The sequence below is a fragment of the Pseudomonas sp. P4_C8 genome, assembly GCF_056401975.1.
Map to the genome: position 1 here is coordinate 1 of NZ_JBFUIH010000017.1, position 21,087 is coordinate 21,087.

The following is a 21,087-nucleotide window of genomic DNA, read 5'->3' on the forward strand; positions in this document are numbered from 1 at the left end:
ATTCCTTATCCCATCGACTGGAAATCGACGGCGACACGGTCATCTGGATCGACCACGAAAACCGTCGCACTACATTCCCGCTGCCGTCCGCCGAACGCCCGGCCATTCACAACAGCCTGTCGCGCGCCGCGATTTATCTCGGGGCTGAACCCGAAGAATTGATCCTCGCCCGGGCCGGTGACGACGCGCGGTTTTATCACTTCCGTAACGGTCGATTGACCACGATCAGCGACGTTTACGACAACCGTCTGCGCATCACTCGCGACCGTCATGAGCGCATCCAGCGCCTCGACAACGGCGCCGGCCGCGCTTTGCGCTTGCGCTATGAACGCAGCCATTTGGTCGCCATCGACTATCAGGTGTTTGTTCCGGCGCAGACCCTCGAGGCGTCCTGGAAGACTGAGCAAACCCTGGTCAGTTACGCCTACGACGAACGCGCGCAACTCATCGAAGCGAGCAACGCCGCCGGTGAAAGCGAACGCTACGACTACGACGACCAGCACGTCATTCTCCAGCGGCAACTGGCCGGTGGGGCAAGCTTCTTTTGGGAGTGGGAACGCTTCGGCAAAGCGGCGCGCTGCATCCGCCACTGGGCCTCGTTCGCGCAGATGGACGCGCGCTATGTCTGGGATGACGCAGGCAGCGTCACGGTGCACAACCTCGACGGCAGCGAAGAGGTTTACGTCCACGACGAGCGGGCGCGGCTGGCGCGCAAGGTCGAGCTGGACGGCGGTGAACAGCTCAAGGCTTACGACGATCAAGGACGGCTGGTTGCCGAACAGGACACGCTCGGCGCCGTCACCGAATACCGCTACGACGACGTCGGACGCCTGGTGGCGCTGATTCCGCCAGAAGACGAGCCAACGGCCTACGAGTATCGCAACGGTTTCCTGCACGCCCGTTATCGCGGCAAAGCCGTGTGGACCTGGCAGCGCAATGCGCAGGGCGATGTCACCGAGGCTATCGATCCTGACGGTCAGGTCACCCATTACCACTACGACGCCAAAGGTCAGCTGCTGTCGATCCGTTATCCAGACAACAGTCGGCACGTCTTCGTCTGGAATGGCCTAGGGCAGCTGGTTGAGGAAACGTTGCCGGACGGCGGGCAGCGGCGCTTTTCCTACGATGCCTTGGGGCGGCAGCTTACCCGTCAGGACGAACACGGCGCGGTCACAAAGTCGCAATGGGATGCCGTTGGCCGACTAATCCAGACGATCCTTCCCACTGGGGCGAGCCGCGCCTACAGCTACAACGCCTACAGCAAAATCACCGCCGAACGCGACGAACTCGGCCGCATCACGCGCTACGAATACCTCGACGACCTGCACCTGGTCAGCCGCCGACTGAATGCCGACGGCACACAGCTGCAATACCGCTACGACAACGCGCAGCTGTTGCTCACAGAAATCGAAAACGAGTCCGGCGAGAAATATCGCCTGGACTACACCCCCGGCGGCTTGATCCGACAAGAAACCGGATTCGACGGCCAACGTACGGCGTACGCCTACGACCTCAATGGCCATCTGCTGGAGAAAACCGAATTCGGCGCTGACGGTTCGCAGCTGATCACCGCTTACGAGCGGGATGCGGCGGGGCGGTTGCTGGTCAAAACCCTGCCCGACGGCATCCAGGTCAAATACCGCTACGACAGCCTCGGTCGGCTGATTGGCGTCGACGACGGCCACGACCATCCGCTGGAATTCGAGTACGACCCACAGGACCGGCTGATCACCGAGCATCAGGGCTGGGGCACCCTGCGCTATGGCTACGACGCCTGCGGCCAACTCAAGCGCCTGCGCCTGCCGGACGGCAGCAAACTCGACTACCACCACGCCAAGGGCGGCGCACTCACCGCCATCGACCTCAACGGCGCACGGCTCACCACTCACCAGTTCGCCTTTGGGCGCGAGCAGCAACGCCAACAAGGCCAGTTGCTCAGCGACTATGCCTTCGACGATCAGGGCCGTCTGAAAGCCCATGCCGTCAGCCAACAGCAACAACCGCTGTATCGCCGCGACTATGCCTACAGCGCCAACGGCAATCTCGACCATATCGCCGACACCCGCCACGGCCAACGCAACTACACCTACGACCCGCTCAACCGCCTGACCCGCGTGCGCCACACCCGCGACACTCCGCCGGAAAGCTTCGCCCACGACCCGGCCGGCAACCTGCTGATGCAGGACCGGCCCGGCGCCGCGAAAGTGCTGGGCAATCGCCTGCTCCTGCAAGGCGACCGCCATTACGACTACGACGCCTTCGGCAATTTGGTTCGTGAACGCCGCGGCACCGCGCAAAAACTCGTCACCGAATACCGCTACGACTGCCAGCACCGCTTGATCGGCGTCACCACCCCGGACGGTCGCACCGCCAGCTACCGTTACGACGCCTTCGGCCGCCGCATCGCCAAAACCGTCGACGGCCACACCACCGAATTCTTCTGGCAAGGCGACCACCTCGTCGCCGAAAGCAGCCGCGAACACTACCGCAGCTACGTCTACGAACCCGGCAGCTTCCGCCCGCTGGCGATGCTCGACGGCAAAGGCCCACGCAAGGCTTGCCCGTTTTACTACCAACTCGACCACCTCGGCACGCCGATGGAACTGACCGATTTTGGTGGTGAAATCGTGTGGTCGGCGAAATACAACGCCTACGGCAAGGTTACGCATCTGGCGCTGGGCGGGGGCGAGCAGCTTGAGCAACCGTTACGGTTTCAAGGGCAATACTTCGACGCCGAGAGCGGCCTGCACTACAACCGGCATCGGTACTATGATCCGGATGTTGGACGGTATCTGACGCCTGATCCGATCAAGTTGGCGGGTGGGCTGAATCAGTACCAGTACACGCCGAATCCGACGGGGTGGGTTGATCCGTTGGGGTTGAGCGGGAACTGTCCGCAGTCGGGTAAGTCTGGGTGTCAGGCGCCGGATGATACGACTGGCGTTAAGGTTGATGAGGGTGAGCCGGCGCTGCCAAAGCTGACAGGTGATCAGCGAAGGGCGCGGATTGATGAACTAGCGGAAGCGAATGCGAAGCGGCGTGTTACGGAAATGGAAGAAAAATATGACATGCACACAGTCAAAAAACACAGCTCAGAAATATCTGACCAAGCGCTCAAACAACGAGCAGTTAATGGTGCCGATCCTCATACCGGTGAGGTTGCGAGAGGCGCTAGAGGGAACTTGAGCTCTCAATTCAGAAACTGGCGTATGCATTTGGGAGCATTGAATAAAGCTATGACAAGGGAAGTGTTAGGTTTGAGCCCGCATACAGGGAAGGATCACAATAATTACCCGATTGTAAGGATGGAGCTACCTGGGGCTGGGCGTGGTTATAAACCAAACAGGAGAGACGCTCGCAACCCAACACTAAATGAAGATTTGAATTGGTTTGAAATTAAGTTCGATAAGGACAATGTGCGTCGGCCTTTTACAGGTTTTCCTGCGGAGAGCAAATAATGTTGCGAGATCCATTTTCAAACGAAGAGTTCCAGCCCGATTTGATGTGGTTTATTGGCGTCTTTGATGTTTATGATCGCGAGGAAACTCGGGGTGTGGAGCTGGAAGTATTTAATCCTAATGATCGCTTTGACAGAGCGGAGCTGATCAAAAGATACAGCTTGAATCTAGGTTATCTGTCCTATCGACATAAGCTCGTGCTGCTGGATTTTCTTGCGGAAAAGCTAAGCGATGCGTCTTATGATTTTCAGAGTTTGTTTGATATAAACGAAGAAGATGCGGGGAGTTGGCCGCGTGGCGAGTGGTATGCATTGGAGGATTCCCGTGGATTTCTTCAAGATGTCTATTTGTTGGCTCAGGAGGCCTGGAAGGAAGACCTTCTTAAAGCGAGTCTTGAGGATCGGGCCAACTGGTGATGGAGCAGGTGGCGGCTGTCAATCTGGAATCCCACGCATCGGCATTCTCAATGCCAATCGCCAGCACTACGGCATGTTTAAGTTCTGTTTAACACAATCGTTATTATTACGAAATTTCTGGACAAGTTCGTCGGAAGTTTCCTTCAACCTGCAGCGGTTTCCATGAACTGGTGTGAAGTGAGATCCATGGATAGTCTATGGCTGTCGCTGCAAATGCAGCGGCAGGGTGTAGGAACCCTTACTCCAACGTGCATCAGTACTGTCGATTGATTGCGGCGCTTATATCGAGTCCGTAATATCCTTCGCGGCGGCTGTGTGCGGGACACGTTTCGACGTGGCTGAGTTGGAGTATCTCAGTTTCCTACTCCCGCGCACGGCTGCCACCCAAGCCCGTAGGAAAGGCCGTTGGTAGCTTCAAATACATACTCCAAGGTCTCTAAAAAATGAAAACACTTCACCCCGATCCACCCTATGAAAAACCAACCCCCCACCCCAACAACCGCTTCATGGCCCTCACCAGCAACTGCACCGACATGCCCACGCTGTTCGTCGATACCCACGCTCCGCTCGATGTTTTGTATGACGCCGCCAACTATCGAATTCGTGCCGTCACGCAGGTGCTGGAAAACATGTCGATGCGAGGTTCGGTTGAGTGTGAGTCGTTCATCCTTAGTGATTTTGCGATGCTGTGCGCCATTCCATTGCGGGATGGATGCGACGTGCTGGATGTGATTGGGCGGCGGTTGCGGGCACGGCCTTCGGAGTAACTCCGCTGAATGATCGTTCCCACGCTCTGCGTGGGAATGCAGCCCCTGACGCTCTGCGTCAAATCGGTGCCCGGCTCGACGCCGGAGGTGTGACTGGAACGCGGAGCGTCCCTGGAGGCATTCCCACGCGGAGCGTGGGAACGATCATCGGTTCGTCTTCAGCGCACCAAATAAGTGCGCAATAAGTGGTCATCAATCGATTGGTGCCACTTCTTGGTGCGCAAACACGCTCAGAGCTGGTAGGCCGGTACCTGTCCGAGGTGGTTGTCCTGCGCGCCAGCCATCAGGTGCAGTGGAATATGCGGTGGTTCTTCCAGGGAGGAGACGTCGATGCTACCCACAATTTGAACGTGCCGCTCAACCAATCCGGTCGACTCTTGTACTTGTGTTTTAGCCATTCTCGCGTGGTTCGCTGCGATTTCACTGAGGGTTGACACGTTAAATCTCCGGGTGACACACCAAGCGTTGCGCTGGGGTCCTTAATTATTAATTTGATTGTTGCCGCGTCAGAATTACGTCGTTTCCGTGCGGCTACGACCGGCCTGTGCAATCCCCGCGCCAGACACTTTGAGCATTTGCGTCCAGGGTTTCCCTATGCGACGAATGGTTGTAGTGCACCAAAACCTGACAATGGCATGACGGTTTAATATTCTATAAAGGAATAAATAGATAATTATTTATTCCTTTTGTTGTTTGTGCAGGTGGTGCACTTTGAGGGCCTGCGCATCCGAACGGATACGCCCGCCATCAGACAGGAAGCCTCATCATGACCATCAAAGCGATCAACGTCCGTAATCAGTTCAAAGGCGTCATCAAGGAAATCGTCCAGGGCGACGTGGTGTCCGAAATCGACGTGCAAACCGCCTCCGGAATCGTTACCTCCGTGATTACCACCCGCTCAGTGCGCGATCTTGAATTGAAAGTGGGTAGCGAAGTGATTGCCTTCGTCAAATCCACCGAGGTCTCGATCGCCAAGCTCTGACCCCGACAGTCAGTTCAGCCAAAACGCACTTTGTAGCAGCTGGCGAAGCCTGCGTCCGGCTGCGCAGCAGTCGTGAAACCTGAGTTTGCGAGGTCTTCCTGACACGCCGCATCGTCTGATTTCACGACTGCTGCGCAGCCGRACGCAGGCTTCGCCAGCTGCTACGGACTGTGTCATTCCTTAACTTATCGGCATTAGAGGCTCAGTCACCTTGAGGTTTTCATGACGACACCTTTCAAGCGCAACGCATTGACCCTGTTGGCCACTTCCGTGGCGGCGCTGAGTGCGTTACTCAGTCCTGTCGTTCAGGCCGAAGGCAAAATCAGCATTGCCCAGCAATTTGGTATCGGTTACCTGATTCTGGATGTGGTGCGCGACCAGCAGCTCATCGAGAAACATGGCAAGGAGCAGGGCTTCGACATCAAGGTCGACTGGAGCAGCATCTCGGGTGCCACCGCAATGAACGAAGCGCTGCTGGCCGGTGCGCTGGATGTTGTCTCGGCAGGCGTGCCGCCGATGTTGACGATATGGGATCGGACCAAGGGCAAACAAAACGTCAAGGCCATCGCTTCGTTAGGGTCGATGCCCAACTACCTGTTGACCAACAATCCGAATGTGAAAAGCCTCAAGGACTTCACCGAAAAGGACCGCATCGCGGTGCCGGCAGCGGGTGTCGGTTTCCAGTCGCGCACTTTACAGATCGAAACGGCCAAGCAGTTTGGCGCGGACAATTTCAAAAAGTTTGACGACATCTCGATCAGCTTGGCCCATCCCGATGCGACGTCGGCGCTGATTGCTGGCGGTTCGGAGATCAACTCACATTTTTCCAGCCCGCCGTTCCAGTACCAGGAACTGCAAAGTCCCAACGTGCACAAGGTGCTGAGTTCCTACGACGTGCTGGGTGGCCAGGCCACGTTTAATGTGCTGTACACCACTGAGAAATTCCACGACGAAAACCCGAAAACCTATAAGGCGTTTTACGCGGCGCTGGCCGAGGCCGAGAAAATCATCAAGGCCGATAAGTCGGCGGCAGCCCAGACCTATATCCGTGTGGAGCAATCGAAACTATCCTTACCCTTGGTTGAGAAGATCGTCGCCGACCCCGAAATCGACTTTACTGTGGTGCCACAGCGAACCTATATCTACGCCGAGCAACTGCAGGCGTTAGGTGTGCTGAAAAACAAGGCTGACAGTTGGAAAGATTACTTCTTTGAGGAAGCACATGGCGGTGCAGGCAGTTGAGAAAAAATCGCACATCATGCAAACACCGACCTATCAACTACTGGAAGTCGCCCACGGCAAACCGATCAAACTCTGGACCGAAGGCGTCCCGGTAGAAAACGAAGCCAGGCAACAGTTGATCAACACCGCGAAGATGCCGTTCATCTTCAAACACCTGGCGGTTATGCCTGACGTCCATCTGGGCAAGGGCTCGACCATCGGCAGTGTGATTCCGACGGTGGGCGCGATCATTCCGGCTGCCGTCGGGGTCGACATTGGCTGCGGCATGATCGCCGCATGCACCACGCTGACGGCGGCTGATTTACCCGACAACCTGCACGGCTTGCGCTGCGCCATCGAAAAAGCGGTGCCCCACGGCCGCACCATGGGGCGTGGCATCCGGGACAAGGGTGCCTGGGACAGTGTTCCGAAACAGGCCAATCACGCCTGGGCCGCCCTGGATCCACGGTTCAAGGCGATCACCGCCAAGTACCCGAAACTCGCCAACACCAATAACCGCGTGCACTTGGGTACGTTGGGCAGCGGCAACCATTTCATTGAGGTGTGCCTGGATGAGACCAACCGGGTCTGGTTCATGCTGCACAGCGGTTCACGCGGGGTCGGTAACGCCATTGGCAACCTGTTCATTCAACTGGCCCAGGCCGACATGCGCCAGCACCTCGCCAACTTGCCGGACCGTGACCTGGCCTACTTCAACGAAGGCAGCCGCCACTTTAATGACTACGTCGAAGCCGTGGGCTGGGCCCAGGACTTCGCCAGACAGAACCGTGCATTGATGATGCAATCGGTGATTCAGGCGACACGCAAAGTGATCAGCAAGCCCTTTGAGGTGGCGCTGGAGGCGGTGAACTGCCACCACAACTACGTGCAAAAAGAGCGGCACTTTGGTCAGGACATACTCGTCACCCGCAAGGGCGCGGTATCGGCGCAGAAGGGCGAGTTGGGGATTATTCCCGGATCGATGGGCGCGAAAAGCTTCATCGTCCGCGGGCTTGGCAATGAGCAGTCGTTCTGTTCCTGCAGCCACGGCGCCGGACGCACCATGAGTCGCACCAAGGCGAAAAGCCTGTTCACTGTCGAAGACCAGATCCGCGCCACCGCCCATGTCGAGTGCCGCAAAGATGCGGCGGTCATCGATGAAATCCCGATGGCCTACAAGGACATCGACCACGTCATGCACGCCCAGCGCGAACTGGTGGAAGTGCTGCACACCCTGCGTCAGGTGGTGTGCGTAAAGGGCTGAGCCCTTCGGCAATAGTGAGTCAGGCCAGAAAACCCAGCTATTTCAGGCTAATGCCGATCAGTTAAGGCGTTGAACGCAGCAATCCTTGTGGGAGCGAGCCTGCTCGCGAAGACGGTGGCACAGTCAACACTTGCGTTGCCTGACAATCCGCCATCGCGAGCAGGCTCGCTCCCACAGGTTTTACGCCTTAACTGATCGGCATTAGCCATTTCAGGTTGGGCTTTTTCATGCCTGACGGTCACTGATCCTTCTCGCAATTGACCATCCACGACACACCAAACCGATCCACCAGCATGCCGAAACGCGCCGCCCAAAACGTCTGTTCCAGTGGCATTTGCACGGTGCCGTCTTTCGACAAGGCCGCGAAGACGCGTTCAGCTTCCGCGATGCTGTCGACATTCAGCGATACCGAAAAACCGGCCATATCATCGACAGGACGATCCGGAGTGGTGTCGGACCCCATGATGGCCTGATCCCCCACGACGAGTCGGGTGTGAATGATCAGGTTGTGAAGATCCGTCGGCACGTGTTCGCCGGCCGGCGTCTCGCCGAAGGTCATCATGGCTTCGATCTTGCCGGGCAAGCTTTGGGCATAGAAGGTGAAGGCCGCTTTACAGTCGCCGTTGAAGATCAGGTAGGGATTGATTTTCATGATTTGCTCCCGGTAGCGAAGGAAGCCGAACGAGGTTGGATTAACCGTCAGCTCCGCAGTGATTGGACGCCATTAGCAAAGCGTTAGAGGGAGTGATTGGCAAAATTTTTTTAGATGTTTTTTCTATTGAAACGCTGGGTTTTATGACGTCTAGCGGCCTCGGTGTGCTGACATTGCGTCAGCTCCTCAGGCCACTGCACGCGGTGCCGAGGGCCGAAGCAGGCGCTCAATGGCCCCGCTCACCAGGTTCTCCAGCAGTTCATCATGCTCATGTTCGTTCAGCGAATGTTGCATCAACCAACTGGGGGCGCTGTTGAGCAAGTTGGCGATGGCGTGTGCAGTGGCACGTTGCGCCTGTTCACCGACCCGGGATTTGGTGCCGATCATCAGCAGCAATCGCTGTTCGTATTGCTCGCGCAATTGCCGGACGCGCGCTTGTTGCTCGTCATTGAGGCAACCGGCATCACGCTCCGCCAGACGAAAATGCCAGGGCATTTCCCGGTGCAGATTCAAATGCGCGCGGATCAGGCTTTGCAGTTTGTCGCGTTTGGCCGGGCCCTTTTGATCGAGGCGACCCAGGGTCGCCAACAGTTCTTCGTAGAACTCCTCGATCAGGTCGAGCAGCAAGTGCTGCTTGCTCGGGTAATGGTGATACAACGAACCCGGGGAGAGCCCCAGGCACGCGGCCAGTTCACGCATGCCGACCTGACCGAAACCCTTGCTGGAGAACAACTCCAGCACTTTGTCCCGGTACTCGGCAAAGCGCGAGCAACGTTCAGGCATAGGCATAGAATCCACGTCCTGTTTTGCGCCCCAGATAGCCGGCGGCGACCATTTCCTTGAGCAGTGGAGCAGGGCGGTACTTGCTGTCGTTAAAGCCGTCGTGGAAGGCTTCCATAATGGCCAGCAGGGTATCCAGACCGATCAGGTCCGCCAGGGCCAGCGGGCCGATCGGCTGGTTGCAGCCCAGACGCATGCCAGCGTCGATGTCTTCGGCACTGGCCAGACCTTCCTGAAATACCAGAACCGCTTCGTTGATCATCGGCACCAGAATCCGGTTGACCACGAAACCCGGGCGGTTGCCGGCGGTGATCGCGGTTTTGCCCAGGGTTGTCGCCATGTCCAGGGCGAGGGCGTGCGAGCTGTCGCTGGTTTGCAGGCCGCGAATCACTTCAATCAGGCCCATCACCGGCACCGGGTTGAAGAAGTGCAGGCCGATGAAGCGCTCAGGCTGGCTGACGCTGGCGGCGAGTTGGGTAATCGACAGCGACGAGGTGTTGGAAGCAATCACGCACTCGGCACTGACCTGCGCGGCAATTTGTTGCAGCACGCGCAGTTTCAAATCGAGGTTTTCGGTGGCCGCTTCGATCACCAGTTGCGCGTTCTGCAGGCTATCGTACTGGGTGCTGGTGCGAATCTTGTCGAGGGCTGCGTTCTTCTGCTCCTCGGTCAACGTTTCCTTGGCGACCTGGCGATCAAGGTTTTTGCTGACGGTTGCCAGGGCCTTTTGCAGGGCACTGTCGGAGATGTCGATCAGGGTCACGTTGAAGCCAGCCAGCGCACAGACCTGCGCAATGCCGTTGCCCATGGTGCCCGCGCCGATCACGCCAATGTTTTGCAGATTCATGTTGCCGTCCTTCCGGTCATACCGTGCGATACCTTGGCCGTGACAACGGTCGAAGGCGTACTATTGGCCGCGAGTCTAGAACCGGCAGCCCGGTTGTCCTATGCCGCAACTGTTCAACGGTGCTGGCGTTTTTTGCCAGTTCAAGTGTTAGGGAGAGAAACGTTCACATGCGGGAAAACGACTCGGTTGCCGTTTATTTCGTGCAGGCAATGATCCATGCACTGGCGCAAGATCCGCAGCGCCTGAAGGCTGCGCTGGAGCAGGCCGGTATCGACCCGGCGTTGTTGTCTGAGCCCACGGCGCGGGTGTCGGCCAGCGCGTTTGCCGAGCTGTGGTTGATTCAGATCCGCGAATTGAACGACGAGTTTTTCCGCCTCGACTCCCACGGCATGCCGCCGGGCAGCTTCGCGTTGATCTGCCGTGCCTTGATTCAGGAGCCCGACCTGCATAAAGCCATGCGCCAGTGCCTGGCCAATTTCGGTCTGTTCCTGCGCGACTTCCGCGGCACCCTGACGGTGCGCGGCAAGCGCGCATTCATCAGCCTGGACACCCACGCGCGAAACGACGAGGTCAGCCGTTTTGGCGAAGAGACGTTTCTGGTGCTGATGATCAGTCTGCTGTGCTGGCTCGGCGGGCGACGCATACCCATCGATCGCGCGGACTTCCGTCATGAACGCGTGTCCCTCAGCGATGACCGCCTGCTGTGGGGCCCCAACCTGACCTTCGGCGCCRAGCGCACCGAAATCGAATTCGCCAGCCACTACCTGCGCCTGCCGGTGGTTCAAGATCTGGCCTCACTGAAAGTATTCCTGCGCACGGCCCCGCAATGGCTGGTGATCCGCTTCCGCAACCAACATGGCCTGGCCTCGCAAGTCCACCAGCGCCTGCGCAACAGCGACTACAGCGAATGGCCGACCTTGCAGGACTTCGCCCTCGAGCAACACCTGAGCCCCAGCACCTTCCGCCGCAAATTGGAGCGTGAAGGGTGCTCATATCAGGAGATCAAGGACGAAGTGCGGCGAGGCGTGGCCTTTGAGCAATTACGCCAGAGCAAGGCGAGCATCAGTGATATCGCTGAGCGGCTGGGCTTTCAGGAACCGAGCGCGTTCCATCGGGCGTTCAAGAAATGGACGGGGGAGAGCCCGGGGCGGTATCGGGCGCGGTTTCAGGTGGAGTGTTCGGGGTGATCCCCATAGTTGGCCGCTTCACCGCCTTGTTCGACCAGGCCCGACGCGCCTTGCTGCTGGTCTGGGGCACCTCTCGCGGATTATTCCTCGGCCTGGTCCTGGCCACCCTGATTGCCGGTGTTCTCCCGGCGCTGGCCGCCTGGATAGGTCAACGCATCGTCGACGCAGTGGTCAGTGCCATGCAGTTGCACGCGCAGCAAGGCAGTGCGCCGTTGTGGCCGGTGGTGCGTTATGTGTTGATGGAGGCGGGGGTGCTGGCGTTGTTGTCTGGTACTCAGCGGGCGTTGTCGGTTCAGCAGTCGCTGTTGCGGGTGCAGTTGGGGCAGAAGGTCAACACGATGATTCTGGAGAAAGCCCAGACGTTGTCGCTGATGCAGTTCGAGAATTCCGAGTTTTACGACAAGCTGGTGCGGGTGCGGCGCGAGGCTTCGACCCGGCCGCTGGCGTTGGTGATGAAGTCGTTGGGGTTGATCCAGAACCTGATTGTGCTGATCAGCTTCGGCGTGTTGCTGGTGCACTTTTCGCCGTGGGCGCTGGTGCTGTTGGTGGTCGGTGCATTGCCGGTGTTTTTCGCCGAGGCGCATTTTTCCGGGGATGCTTTTCGGCTGTTCACCCGCCGGGCGCCGGAGAGTCGGCAGCAGAATTACATCGAGACGCTGTTGTCCCACGAGGGGTACATCAAAGAGGTCAAATTGTTCGGTTTCGCGCCGCTGTTGTTGAAGCGTTATCGCGACACGTTCGCGCGTCTCTACGCCGAAGACCGCCGGTTGACGTTGCGTCGCGATGGTTGGGGATTTGTCCTCGGCCTGCTCGGCACGTCGGCGTTTTACCTGGCGTATGCGTGGGTGGTGGTCGATACCGTTCACGGCAACATCAGCCTGGGGCAAATGACCATGTACCTGGTGTTGTTCAAGCAGGGGCAAACCGCGGTCAGCAGTAGCTTGAGCGCCATCAGCGGTCTCTATGAAGACGGCCTTTACCTGTCGAGCCTTTATGAATACCTGGCCGAACCGGTGGTGGCCGATTCCGGACATCTCACCGAGGGCGCGGTGCCGGGCGATGGTTTGCGTTTCGAGAACGTCAGTTTTCGTTATCCGGGTGCGAGTCGTGCGGCATTGGAAGGCATCGATCTGCACCTGGTTCCGGGGCGCAGCCTGGCGCTGGTGGGGGAGAACGGCTCGGGCAAGACCACACTGATCAAGTTGCTGACCCGTTTGTACCGACCCGATCAAGGCCGTATTTTGCTCGACGGCAGCGATTTGCAGACCTGGAAGGAGGACGTGCTGCGACAGCGCATCGGCGTGATTTTTCAGGATTACATCCGCTACCAATTCTCGGTGGGCGAAAACATCGGCGTCGGCGACACGTTGGCGTTCAATGATGAACAGCGCTGGCAGGACGCGGCGGCGCAGGGCATGGCCGCGCCGTTCATCGAGCGTCTGGATCGCGGGTATGCCACGCAATTGGGGCGATGGTTTGCCGGTGGGCAAGAGCTGTCCGGGGGGCAGTGGCAAAAGATTGCGCTATCGCGTGCTTACATGCGTCGCGACGCCGATATCCTGATTCTCGATGAACCGACGTCGGCACTCGATCCGGCGGCGGAAGCGGCGGTGTTCGAGCATTTCAGCGAGCACACCGAAGGTCGCATGACGTTGCTGATTTCCCATCGGTTTTCCAGCGTGCGCAATGCGGACCACATCATTGTGTTGGACCAAGGGGCGATTCTTGAACGTGGCGATCACGACAGCCTCGTGGACGCGGGCGGACGCTACGCGCAGTTGTTCAACCTGCAAGCCCGGGGTTACCGCTAGGTTTTGCTTTCATCAAACCATCGATTGCCTGGCGATATTGGCTTCCACCCAGACTCATGCTGTTGTTATGCGTACCACCGGGCACCAGCAGCAGGCGCTTGGGTTGATTGGCGGCGTTGAACAATTGCTGGCTGAAACGTGAAGGCATGAGCGGGTCGGCCAGGCCGTGAACCACCAACAGCGGCATGTCGATGTCGACAATCTTGTCGATGGAATCGAATTTTTGCGACACCAGCCAACGCACTGGCAGCCATTTCACCGGCAGGTTGTTGTCGGCCACTTGCGCCACGGCATCGCCCAGCGTGGTGAACGTGGACTCGATCACCAGGCCGCGCACCGGCACCGCGACATGCTGTTTTTTCGCCTGTGCGGCCAGGTCCGCCGCGAGGTCGATGGCCACCGCGCCGCCCAGGGAATGGCCGTAGATCAGACGCTTGCTGGCGTCCGGCTGCATTTGGGTGAAGCGTTCCCAAGCGGCTCGGGCGTCTTCGTAAACGCTGGCTTCCGAGGGCAGATCACCTTGGCTTTGGCCGAACCCACGGTAGTCGATGGCCAGCACCGAGTAGCCCATGGCGCGCAATTGCTCAATGCGAAACCCCTGGCCCGTCAGGTTCCAGCGCACGCCGTGCAGGTAGAGGATCGACGGCGCATCACGGCGCTCGGCGGGCCACCACCAGGCATGCAGGTTTTGCCCCGCCCTGAAACGGGAGGGATTGATGTCGAATTCCTGCACATCGTCCGGCAAGCCGCGGTACCAGCCCGCGTTACCCGGCTCGATGCGAAACAACAGCTCGCGCTCCTTGTACTTGAGCACACCGCAACTCACCGGCAGGCCGATGATCAGCATGGCCATGCACAGCAGCGGCAGCCAACGACGGCTCATCCAACTCGACAACATGCGGCGGTCCGGAAGATCAGCGGGAAAGGACGGGTTTTAACAGATGCGTGGCGGGGGCGGGGACAATTGCGACAGCCGTATGAATAGGCGGTAAATCATCGGGCCCCTTCGCGAACAGGCTCGCTCCCACATTTGACCGAGTTCTTCCAGAAGAAATGCGATCCACTGTGGGAGCCAGCCTGCTCGCGAAGGGGCCATTACTGCCAAAGCCAAATCCCGATCAATCCACCTCCCTCCATACGCGCATACGCCTGCGACGCATTGGCAAGCGTATACACCTTATCGATCATCGGTAGGCAACGCCCGGCTGCGAACTCTTGATCTTATGGCATTTCAGGCAGTTCTTGCGGGCGCAGGTCGAACACCAGTACTTCGGCATCCACACCGTTGCTTAACGTCAGCACCTGCTCATCGCGAACCCGCACGCCGTCACCTTCCTGTAACGGCACGCCGTTGAGTTCGACACTGCCACGGGCCACATGCACGTAGGCATAACGATTCGCGGCCAGTTCCAGCGCGGCGCTTTCCTTGCCGTCGATCAGCGCGGCGTACACCCGTGCATCCTGGCGCACCTTCAGCGAACCCTTGTCGCCGTCGGGGGAGATGATCAGTTGCAGGCGCCCGCGCTTCTTTTGCGTGCTGAAATGCTCTTGCTGATAACGCGGTTTTGCGCCGCTCACTTCTGGCACGATCCAGATTTGCAGGAAGTGCACGGGCCGTGTCGCCGAGTGGTTGTACTCGCTGTGGGCCACGCCACTGCCGGCGCTCATCAGCTGCACGTCACCGGGGCGGATCACCGAACCGGTGCCCAGCGTGTCCTTGTGTTCAAGCGCACCGTCGAGCACGTAGGAAAAAATCTCCATGTCGCGGTGCGGGTGCTGGCCGAAACCTTTACCGGCTGCCACGCGGTCATCGTTGATCACCAGCAGGTCGGAAAAACCCTGTTCTTTCGGGTTGCGGTAGTTGGCGAAGGAAAAGGTATGGAACGACTTCAACCAACCGTGATTGGCCGCGCCGCGATCAGAAGCTTTGCGAAGGGTCAGCATGATGAAATCTCCTGTTGGGACGTTGATTCGTCCGAGTGAGGAGAAGATTAATGGTTACTGGTTGATGCAATAAGTAGATGGAAATTGAAACACTGTCTCGTTCGGGTTGACAGTTGTGTGCGGGCGATCACGTATTCTTCTCCGACGCTGACGCCGCGATTGGCCATAATGCACAGCACCTTTTAATGCCGGACACATCACCCCTGTGGGAGCGAGCCGGCTCCGGGCGGCGTTCCGACGATAGCGGTGTATCAGTTGACATCAATATTGACTTTGCCTCCGTCATCGCGAGCAGGCTCGCTCCCACAGGGACCGGTGTCTGGCCAGTATTCTTTTCTGACTTCAGTGATTTTTAACCCATGAAAACCGTCGCTATGGTGCTGTTTCCGGACTTTCTACTGCTCGACATGGCAGGTCCCATGGAAGTGTTTTCCATCGCCAACCGATACCTGGCCCCGGCTGACCACTACATGCTCACGACCATCGGCACCGAGCCTGAAGCGTTGCGTGCCTCCAATGGCGTCAGGGTTCAGGCCGATCTGCACATTGATCAGGCAATTGAAAGTTACGACCTTCTGCTGGTGCCAGGCGGTCCTGGTGCCTATAACGAGAAATATCCACCGTTGCTCGGCTGGCTCAAGGGCGCTGTGAATCGTGCCGGACGCTATGGTTCGATCTGCACTGGCGCCTTTTTGTTGGGGCACGCCGGTTTGCTCGACGGTTACCGCGTGACCACTCACTGGCATTACACCGAACGGTTGATCAAAGGTTTTCCCAAGGCAACGGTGGAGACCGATCAGATTTATGTGCAGGACCGCAATCTCATTACCTCCGGCGGCGTAACCGCCGGCATCGACCTGGCGCTGGCAGTAGTCGCCGAAGACCATGGCAAAAAAGTCGCGCAGGACGTGGCCAAAGTGCTGCTGGTGGTGATGAAACGCCAGGGAGGGCAGGCGCAGTTCAGCCCGCTGATGGCTACGGTCGCTCCCCATGAAACACCGATCACCCGACTGCAAAACTATGTGCTCGAGCATCTCGATGAAGCGTTCAGCATCGAACGCATGGCCAGCCTGGCAGCCATGAGTGCGCGCCACTTCACCCGGGTTTTTGCCAGGGAAGTGAACATGACGCCCATGGAGTTTTTGCAAAACGCACGCATCGACCGCGCCAGGAGCCTGCTGGAAACCAGTGACGTGCCGCTCAAGACCGTGGCCTTCAAAAGTGGCTTCGGCAGTGTGCGGCACATGCGTTTTCTGTTCAGCGAAAAACTCGGCCTGACACCCAGCCAATACCGTGAACAGTTCAGCTAGCGCCTTGTGTCCGTTGCACGCACCGTGATGGCCGGTATGCTCCCTCCGTGGCCGTTGAACCGTCACTGAGGTCTGCCAAGATAGCCGTGAACTCTTTGCAATGGAGGTGCGGGAGCCTGGAGGGCGGGTGCGAAGGATGTTTGAGGCACTTTGAGCCGGGCCAGGTTTTCAGCACGCGAACGTGCATGAACAGCCTCACACATTTACACCGCGAAGCGGTGCTGCATTTCGGCCCCTACGCGTTTCACCAGCGGCAACGGCTGATCCTTGAAGGTGATCGGCCGCTGCGCATGGGCGGGCGAGCCCTGGACATTTTGCAGGTGCTGGTCGAACGTGCCGGGACGGTGGTCAGCAAGGACGAGTTGATTGCCCAGGTCTGGCCGACGTCGGTGGTCGAAGAAATCAACCTGCGCGTACACATCGCTGCGTTACGTCGCGCCTTAGGCGATGGGCAGGACGGCCAGCGCTACATCGTCAACATTCCACAATGCGGGTACAGCTTTGTTGCCCCGGTGCAGCACGTGCCGGCGGGCGTGCCTGTGTCGATCCAGACTGTTCAAAAAGCTCAGCACAACCTGCCTGCACGACTCACGCCGGTGACCGGTCGTGACTCGATTGTCGGCAGTCTGGTCCGCCAGTTACCGCTGCGGCGTCTGATGACACTGGTCGGCCCCGGCGGGATTGGCAAGACTACCGTGGCGTTGCGTGTGGCCGAACTGTTGTTGCAGCACTATCAGGACGGCGTCTGGCGGGTTGATCTGGGGGCGATCGATGATCCCGCGCAAGTGCTTGACCACCTGAGGCGCACCCTCGAACTGGACGTCGGGACGCCCCTTGATGGATGGGCGCAGCGCCATGCGTTACTGGTACTCGACAACTGCGAGCACCTGCTTGAGCGTTGCCGGACATTGGTCGAAAGCCTGCTGATCGCGGCGCCCCGGCTGTCGATTCTGGTCACCAGTCGCGAGCCTTTGCTGGCCGCTGGGGAAACGCTCGTGCGTTTACCGCCACTGGCGGTGCCGCCCGTCTGCGAACTGCAAAGTGTCGCCCAAGTCATGGGGTATTCGGCCGTGCAACTGTTCGTCAGTCGCGCCCGTGCCCGTCAACAAGGCTTTGTCCTGCGCGAACAAGACCTCATAGCCGTGGGTGACATCTGCCGCAGGCTCGATGGTTTGCCGTTGGCCATCGAGTTGGCCGCCGCGCAAATCGACGCATTGGCGCTGGTGGGGTTGCAAGCCCAGCTCGATAACTGTTTTCAACTGCTGACCCAGGGCCGCCGCACCGCCGTCCCCCGGCATCAAACCTTGAAAGCCGCGCTGGACTGGAGCTATGAACGGCTGAGCCCGTTAGAGCAAACGGTATTGCAGCGCCTGGCGGTGTTCAAAATGGCCTTCACCCTGGACGCAGCCATTGGCGTGATGAGCTGCGCGGTGCTGCTGCCTGGTCGCGTGAGGGAGGCGGTGGAACACCTGGTGCTCAAATCACTGTTATCGCTGGAGCAGGGTAGTGGTGTGAGCCGGTACCGTTTCCTCAACACCACCCGCACGTATGCCCTGGAAAAGCTTGAACACAGTGGGGGGGTGCGCGATTTTGAAAGGCGTTATGCCCGCTACATCAGCCGGGCGCGTGGAATATCAGGCGGGCAGGTGGCGTTGCAACTCGTCGAGTAACCGGCGGACTTTTATCAGGTCCGGTGTGGTAAAGCCTTCGGTGAACCGCTGGTAGATCGGCGCCAGCAGCTCATGGGCTTGCTGATAGTGGCCCTGGCGCTGCCAAAGTTGTGCCAGCGAAGTGGCGCTACGCAGTTCCCAGGCGAGGGCGCCTTGGGTTTTGGCCACGTTCAGCGCCCTGATCAGTACGGCCTCGGCCGCCTCGGTTTGCTGCGGGCAATCCTCTGCCAGCAGCGCGTTCGCGCTGGCCCGCAGAATCTCTGCTGTGCTCCAGCCTGCGGTGCCGGTATCCGCTCGCTGCAGCAAGGCGTTATCGACGAAATCGTTGTCCAGCGTGACCATGATGTCCTTGATCAACCCGGTGCCAGGTGAAACTGACAATTGCGTTTGCGCCGGGTCGATCACTTGCGCGTAGTGGCGCGCCCAGGTGTAGAACAGCAGCACAGAATGTTTTTGCGCTTGCTCCAGCAGCAAGCTCAGCAGCTCGCGAGCGCTGCGGGTGTCGCCGTTGTAATGGGCGATCAGACAGCCGGCCAAGGCCAGTGTGTAGCAAATCGAGGTGCCATGGTTGATCTGAACCGCGATGTCCAGCGCCTGGCGCGCCGTGCGCCAGGCTTGCTCCGGTTGGCCTTGCAACCACAAGATGCGCGCCAGAATCGTCAGGGCGGCCACGCTCTGATCGTATTGCACGCCAAAACCGTGGGTGAAGCGGTTGAGGTGGCCGCTCTGGGCCATGCGCTGGATCACTTGTCGGGCATCCGCCCCCGCTTGTTCTTGATCCCCGGCAAAGTGCAGGGCCAGCACCCGTAAGCGGTGAGTGCTCAGCGACAGAACGGCTTCACCTTTTGCGCTCAACCGGTCGAATTGCTGGCTTTGCTCAAGCGCCATTTGATAGTTGCCGCAACTGAGGCTGACCGCCATATGCCCGGACACCGCCCGCTGCTGACCGGCCACGTCACTGCACTGTCTGGCCAGGTTTCTGGCGCTGACGAAGGCTTCGATGGTTTCCGGCGTGCCGCCCTGGGTGTGGTAACAGGAGCTGCCCAGGGCAAGCTTCAGGGCCATTTTCAGATGAAGGCAGGGCTCGGGCGTCGCATCGAGCAGCGTCAGGGCCTTGCGTACATACACGCCATGTTCCTTGAGCAGCGAAAGTTCCTGCCACAGCGGCGTGGACGTTGCGGCCAAGCGGATCGCCAGCGCTTGCGGCCCGTGTCCGTTCAAGCCCCAATCGAGCGCCGCACGAATATCTTCCAGGCCTCGGGCATAACGCTCGATCCACACACCGGTGGGGATGTGCTCCCAGTCATTCTGGGCCTGATGCATCAAGGCCAGGCAGCGTTCGGCATGGCGGATTTGCGTGTCCGCCAAGTCAGTGGTCTGGTCGAGTTTCTCCAGGGCATAGCTGCGTGTGGTGTCGAGCAGGCGGTAGAACACTTCCTCATCGCCCACCTCCACGTTGAGCAGCGACTTGGCCACTAATTGGGTAATCGCGCCAAACACCTTGTCGGGATCGATGTGTTCACCGACGATCACCGCGGCGGCCGACTCCAGGGTGAATCCGCCCCTGAACACGCTCAATCGGCGCAGGCAGGTTTGTTCGCAGGCCGTCAGCAGTTCGAAGCTCCAGTCGAGCGTGGCGCGAAGGGTCTGGTGCCGGCCCAACACCCGCTGACACCCTTGGGTGAGCAGGCGAAAACTGCCTTGCAACTGGTCCAGCAGTCCACTCAAACCAAAGTTGCCGACTTGTGCGGCGGCCAGTTCGATGGCCAGCGGAATCCCGTCCAGACGATGACAGATGTCGACCAACAGTGGCAGCTCGTCATCACTCAATTCAAAGCTGTCGTGGCTGGCCATTGCCCGCTCGACAAACAATTGCAGCGCCGAAAACGTCATGGCCTGAGTGCGGTCCAGCACGGCGATGGAGGGTGGACAATCCAGCGATTCAAGGCGCTGAACAAATTCGCCTTCGGCCCGCAGGCTCTCGCGGCTGGTGGCCAGAATGTGCACCTGCGGCGCGCCCCGCAGGATGCCTTCGCAGAGCAAGGCAATGGCGTCGAGCAGATGCTCGCAATTGTCGATCACCAGCAGCATCTGCCGGTCGCGCAGGAAGGCGGCTAGTTCGCTCATGGGTTCGCCGTCGTGCAAGGATAAATTCAGCAGCGTCGCCAAATGCGTGGTGACCATCAACGGGTCGTTGATCGGTGCCAGGTCCAACAGGCGAATGCCGTCCCGGTAGCGCCCGATCAGTTGTTCGGCGACGCGCAGGGCCACGGTGGTCTTGCCGATGCCGCCAGGGCCGACGAGGGTGATGAATCGCTGGCGTGCCAGTTGCGTCACCAGGGTGTCGACCAGGGACTGGCGACCGATCAGGCGAGTGCGGCGCACGGGCAGGTTATGGCCGTTGGGCACAGGCCTTTTGGTGTCGGGGTTTAGTTCGATCAGTTCCAGTGAATAGGGCGCGACAAAGCTATAGCCGCGCTGCGCCACGGTGACGATATAGCGCTGGCCGGCCTGGCCATCGCCGAGGGCTTTGCGCAGTGCCGCCATGTGCACCCGCAGGTTGATGTCTTCCACCACGCTTTTGGGCCAGACCGCCGCGATCAGTTGCTGTTTGCTGACCACCTGGCCGGCGTGGTCCAGCAGGATCAACAGAATGTCCATGGCACGTCGGCCCAGGCGCAAGGGCTTGTCAGCCTCCATCACCAGGCGTTGTCCGGGGTAGATCCGGTAGGGGCCGAAATGCACAGCCTGCTTGGGGGAAAGGGTCAACGAGGCACT

Annotated in this window: 17 protein-coding genes; 10 read left to right on the plus strand and 7 right to left on the minus strand. The window is 59.1% G+C overall.

The features are described from left to right. The 3 genes from AC1DWM_RS12645 to AC1DWM_RS12655 all read left to right on the plus strand — a co-directional run. Positions 1 to 3,458 (plus strand): RHS repeat-associated core domain-containing protein (locus AC1DWM_RS12645; RefSeq protein ID WP_477795308.1); only part of this gene is annotated, 3,458 nt, incomplete at its 5' end. Then, on the plus strand, positions 3,458 to 3,874 hold the full coding sequence (locus tag AC1DWM_RS12650) for a hypothetical protein (RefSeq protein ID WP_223511608.1): 417 nt from the start codon (positions 3,458 to 3,460) through the stop codon (positions 3,872 to 3,874). The genes AC1DWM_RS12645 and AC1DWM_RS12650, both read left to right, overlap by 1 nt. Before the next feature lie 443 nt (positions 3,875 to 4,317). Further along, entirely contained in the window at positions 4,318 to 4,641 is a 324-nt protein-coding gene (locus AC1DWM_RS12655) for a hypothetical protein (protein ID WP_223511610.1), read from the plus strand. Between the two features lie 230 nt (positions 4,642 to 4,871). On the opposite strand, the gene AC1DWM_RS12660 is transcribed toward AC1DWM_RS12655, so the two are convergent. Then, on the minus strand, positions 4,872 to 5,078 hold the full coding sequence (locus AC1DWM_RS12660) for a hypothetical protein (RefSeq protein ID WP_477795309.1): 207 nt from the start codon (positions 5,076 to 5,078) through the stop codon (positions 4,872 to 4,874). 329 nt (positions 5,079 to 5,407) lie between these two features. Here AC1DWM_RS12660 and AC1DWM_RS12665 point away from each other — a divergent pair, with 329 nt between their 5' ends. The 3 genes from AC1DWM_RS12665 (at position 5,408) to AC1DWM_RS12675 (ending at position 8,108) form a co-directional block, all read left to right on the plus strand. Then, positions 5,408 to 5,623 (plus strand): TOBE domain-containing protein, encoded by a 216-nt coding sequence (locus AC1DWM_RS12665; RefSeq protein ID WP_452625868.1) that lies wholly within the window; start codon positions 5,408 to 5,410, stop codon positions 5,621 to 5,623. A gap of 222 nt (positions 5,624 to 5,845) precedes the next feature. Continuing rightward, on the plus strand, positions 5,846 to 6,865 hold the full coding sequence (locus AC1DWM_RS12670) for an ABC transporter substrate-binding protein (protein ID WP_477795310.1): 1,020 nt from the start codon (positions 5,846 to 5,848) through the stop codon (positions 6,863 to 6,865). A gap of 16 nt (positions 6,866 to 6,881) precedes the next feature. Then, on the plus strand, positions 6,882 to 8,108 hold the full coding sequence (locus AC1DWM_RS12675) for an RtcB family protein (RefSeq protein ID WP_477795350.1): 1,227 nt from the start codon (positions 6,882 to 6,884) through the stop codon (positions 8,106 to 8,108). A gap of 238 nt (positions 8,109 to 8,346) precedes the next feature. Here the strand turns inward: AC1DWM_RS12675 and AC1DWM_RS12680 are convergent, their stop codons facing one another. The 3 genes from AC1DWM_RS12680 to AC1DWM_RS12690 form a co-directional block, all read right to left on the minus strand. Beyond that, positions 8,347 to 8,760 (minus strand): VOC family protein, encoded by a 414-nt coding sequence (locus AC1DWM_RS12680; protein ID WP_223511616.1) that lies wholly within the window; start codon positions 8,758 to 8,760, stop codon positions 8,347 to 8,349. A gap of 186 nt (positions 8,761 to 8,946) precedes the next feature. Then, complete coding sequence (locus tag AC1DWM_RS12685; RefSeq protein ID WP_223511618.1) at positions 8,947 to 9,549, minus strand: TetR/AcrR family transcriptional regulator; 603 nt, start codon at positions 9,547 to 9,549, stop codon at positions 8,947 to 8,949. Further along, complete coding sequence (locus AC1DWM_RS12690; protein ID WP_452625870.1) at positions 9,536 to 10,387, minus strand: 3-hydroxybutyryl-CoA dehydrogenase; 852 nt, start codon at positions 10,385 to 10,387, stop codon at positions 9,536 to 9,538. Before AC1DWM_RS12690 ends, AC1DWM_RS12685 begins: the two co-directional genes overlap by 14 nt. Before the next feature lie 167 nt (positions 10,388 to 10,554). Between AC1DWM_RS12690 and AC1DWM_RS12695 the strand changes: the two genes are divergently transcribed. Both AC1DWM_RS12695 and AC1DWM_RS12700 read left to right on the plus strand, forming a co-directional pair. Continuing rightward, positions 10,555 to 11,574: an AraC family transcriptional regulator gene (locus tag AC1DWM_RS12695; RefSeq protein ID WP_477795311.1), complete on the plus strand. Its 1,020-nt coding sequence runs from the start codon at positions 10,555 to 10,557 to the stop codon at positions 11,572 to 11,574. Beyond that, a complete protein-coding gene (locus AC1DWM_RS12700) occupies positions 11,574 to 13,385 on the plus strand; it encodes an ABC transporter ATP-binding protein (RefSeq protein WP_223511643.1) in 1,812 nt (603 codons plus the stop codon). Before AC1DWM_RS12695 ends, AC1DWM_RS12700 begins: the two co-directional genes overlap by 1 nt. On the opposite strand, the gene AC1DWM_RS12705 is transcribed toward AC1DWM_RS12700, so the two are convergent. Both AC1DWM_RS12705 and AC1DWM_RS12710 read right to left on the minus strand, forming a co-directional pair. Continuing rightward, positions 13,357 to 14,283 (minus strand): alpha/beta hydrolase, encoded by a 927-nt coding sequence (locus AC1DWM_RS12705; RefSeq protein ID WP_477795312.1) that lies wholly within the window; start codon positions 14,281 to 14,283, stop codon positions 13,357 to 13,359. The two genes, AC1DWM_RS12700 and AC1DWM_RS12705, sit on opposite strands and share 29 nt — an antisense overlap. Before the next feature lie 323 nt (positions 14,284 to 14,606). After that, entirely contained in the window at positions 14,607 to 15,329 is a 723-nt protein-coding gene (locus AC1DWM_RS12710) for a pirin family protein (RefSeq protein ID WP_477795313.1), read from the minus strand. Positions 15,330 to 15,688: 359 nt separating this feature from the next. Between AC1DWM_RS12710 and AC1DWM_RS12715 the strand changes: the two genes are divergently transcribed. Together AC1DWM_RS12715 and AC1DWM_RS12720 are read left to right on the plus strand one after the other, a co-directional pair. Beyond that, positions 15,689 to 16,639: a GlxA family transcriptional regulator gene (locus tag AC1DWM_RS12715; protein ID WP_477795314.1), complete on the plus strand. Its 951-nt coding sequence runs from the start codon at positions 15,689 to 15,691 to the stop codon at positions 16,637 to 16,639. A gap of 185 nt (positions 16,640 to 16,824) precedes the next feature. After that, positions 16,825 to 18,309: an ATP-binding protein gene (locus AC1DWM_RS12720; RefSeq protein WP_477795315.1), complete on the plus strand. Its 1,485-nt coding sequence runs from the start codon at positions 16,825 to 16,827 to the stop codon at positions 18,307 to 18,309. Here AC1DWM_RS12720 and AC1DWM_RS12725 read toward each other — a convergent pair. Continuing rightward, positions 18,274 to 21,078: an ATP-binding protein gene (locus AC1DWM_RS12725; RefSeq protein ID WP_477795316.1), complete on the minus strand. Its 2,805-nt coding sequence runs from the start codon at positions 21,076 to 21,078 to the stop codon at positions 18,274 to 18,276. The genes AC1DWM_RS12720 and AC1DWM_RS12725 overlap by 36 nt on opposite strands. Between the last annotated feature and the right edge of the window lie 9 nt (positions 21,079 to 21,087).

Bases quoted from the DNA above. Each gene is read 5' to 3' on its own strand.
- AC1DWM_RS12650 (WP_223511608.1), top strand. From the start codon at position 3,458: ATGTTGCGAGATCCATTTTCAAACGAAGAGTTCCAGCCCGATTTGATG.
- AC1DWM_RS12655 (WP_223511610.1), top strand. From the start codon at position 4,318: ATGAAAACACTTCACCCCGATCCACCCTATGAAAAACCAACCCCCCAC.
- AC1DWM_RS12665 (WP_452625868.1), top strand. From the start codon at position 5,408: ATGACCATCAAAGCGATCAACGTCCGTAATCAGTTCAAAGGCGTCATC.
- AC1DWM_RS12670 (WP_477795310.1), top strand. From the start codon at position 5,846: ATGACGACACCTTTCAAGCGCAACGCATTGACCCTGTTGGCCACTTCC.
- AC1DWM_RS12675 (WP_477795350.1), top strand. From the start codon at position 6,882: ATGCAAACACCGACCTATCAACTACTGGAAGTCGCCCACGGCAAACCG.
- AC1DWM_RS12680 (WP_223511616.1), bottom strand. From the start codon at position 8,760: ATGAAAATCAATCCCTACCTGATCTTCAACGGCGACTGTAAAGCGGCC.
- AC1DWM_RS12685 (WP_223511618.1), bottom strand. From the start codon at position 9,549: ATGCCTATGCCTGAACGTTGCTCGCGCTTTGCCGAGTACCGGGACAAA.
- AC1DWM_RS12690 (WP_452625870.1), bottom strand. From the start codon at position 10,387: ATGAATCTGCAAAACATTGGCGTGATCGGCGCGGGCACCATGGGCAAC.
- AC1DWM_RS12705 (WP_477795312.1), bottom strand. From the start codon at position 14,283: ATGTTGTCGAGTTGGATGAGCCGTCGTTGGCTGCCGCTGCTGTGCATG.
- AC1DWM_RS12710 (WP_477795313.1), bottom strand. From the start codon at position 15,329: ATGCTGACCCTTCGCAAAGCTTCTGATCGCGGCGCGGCCAATCACGGT.
- AC1DWM_RS12715 (WP_477795314.1), top strand. From the start codon at position 15,689: ATGAAAACCGTCGCTATGGTGCTGTTTCCGGACTTTCTACTGCTCGAC.
- AC1DWM_RS12720 (WP_477795315.1), top strand. From the start codon at position 16,825: ATGAACAGCCTCACACATTTACACCGCGAAGCGGTGCTGCATTTCGGC.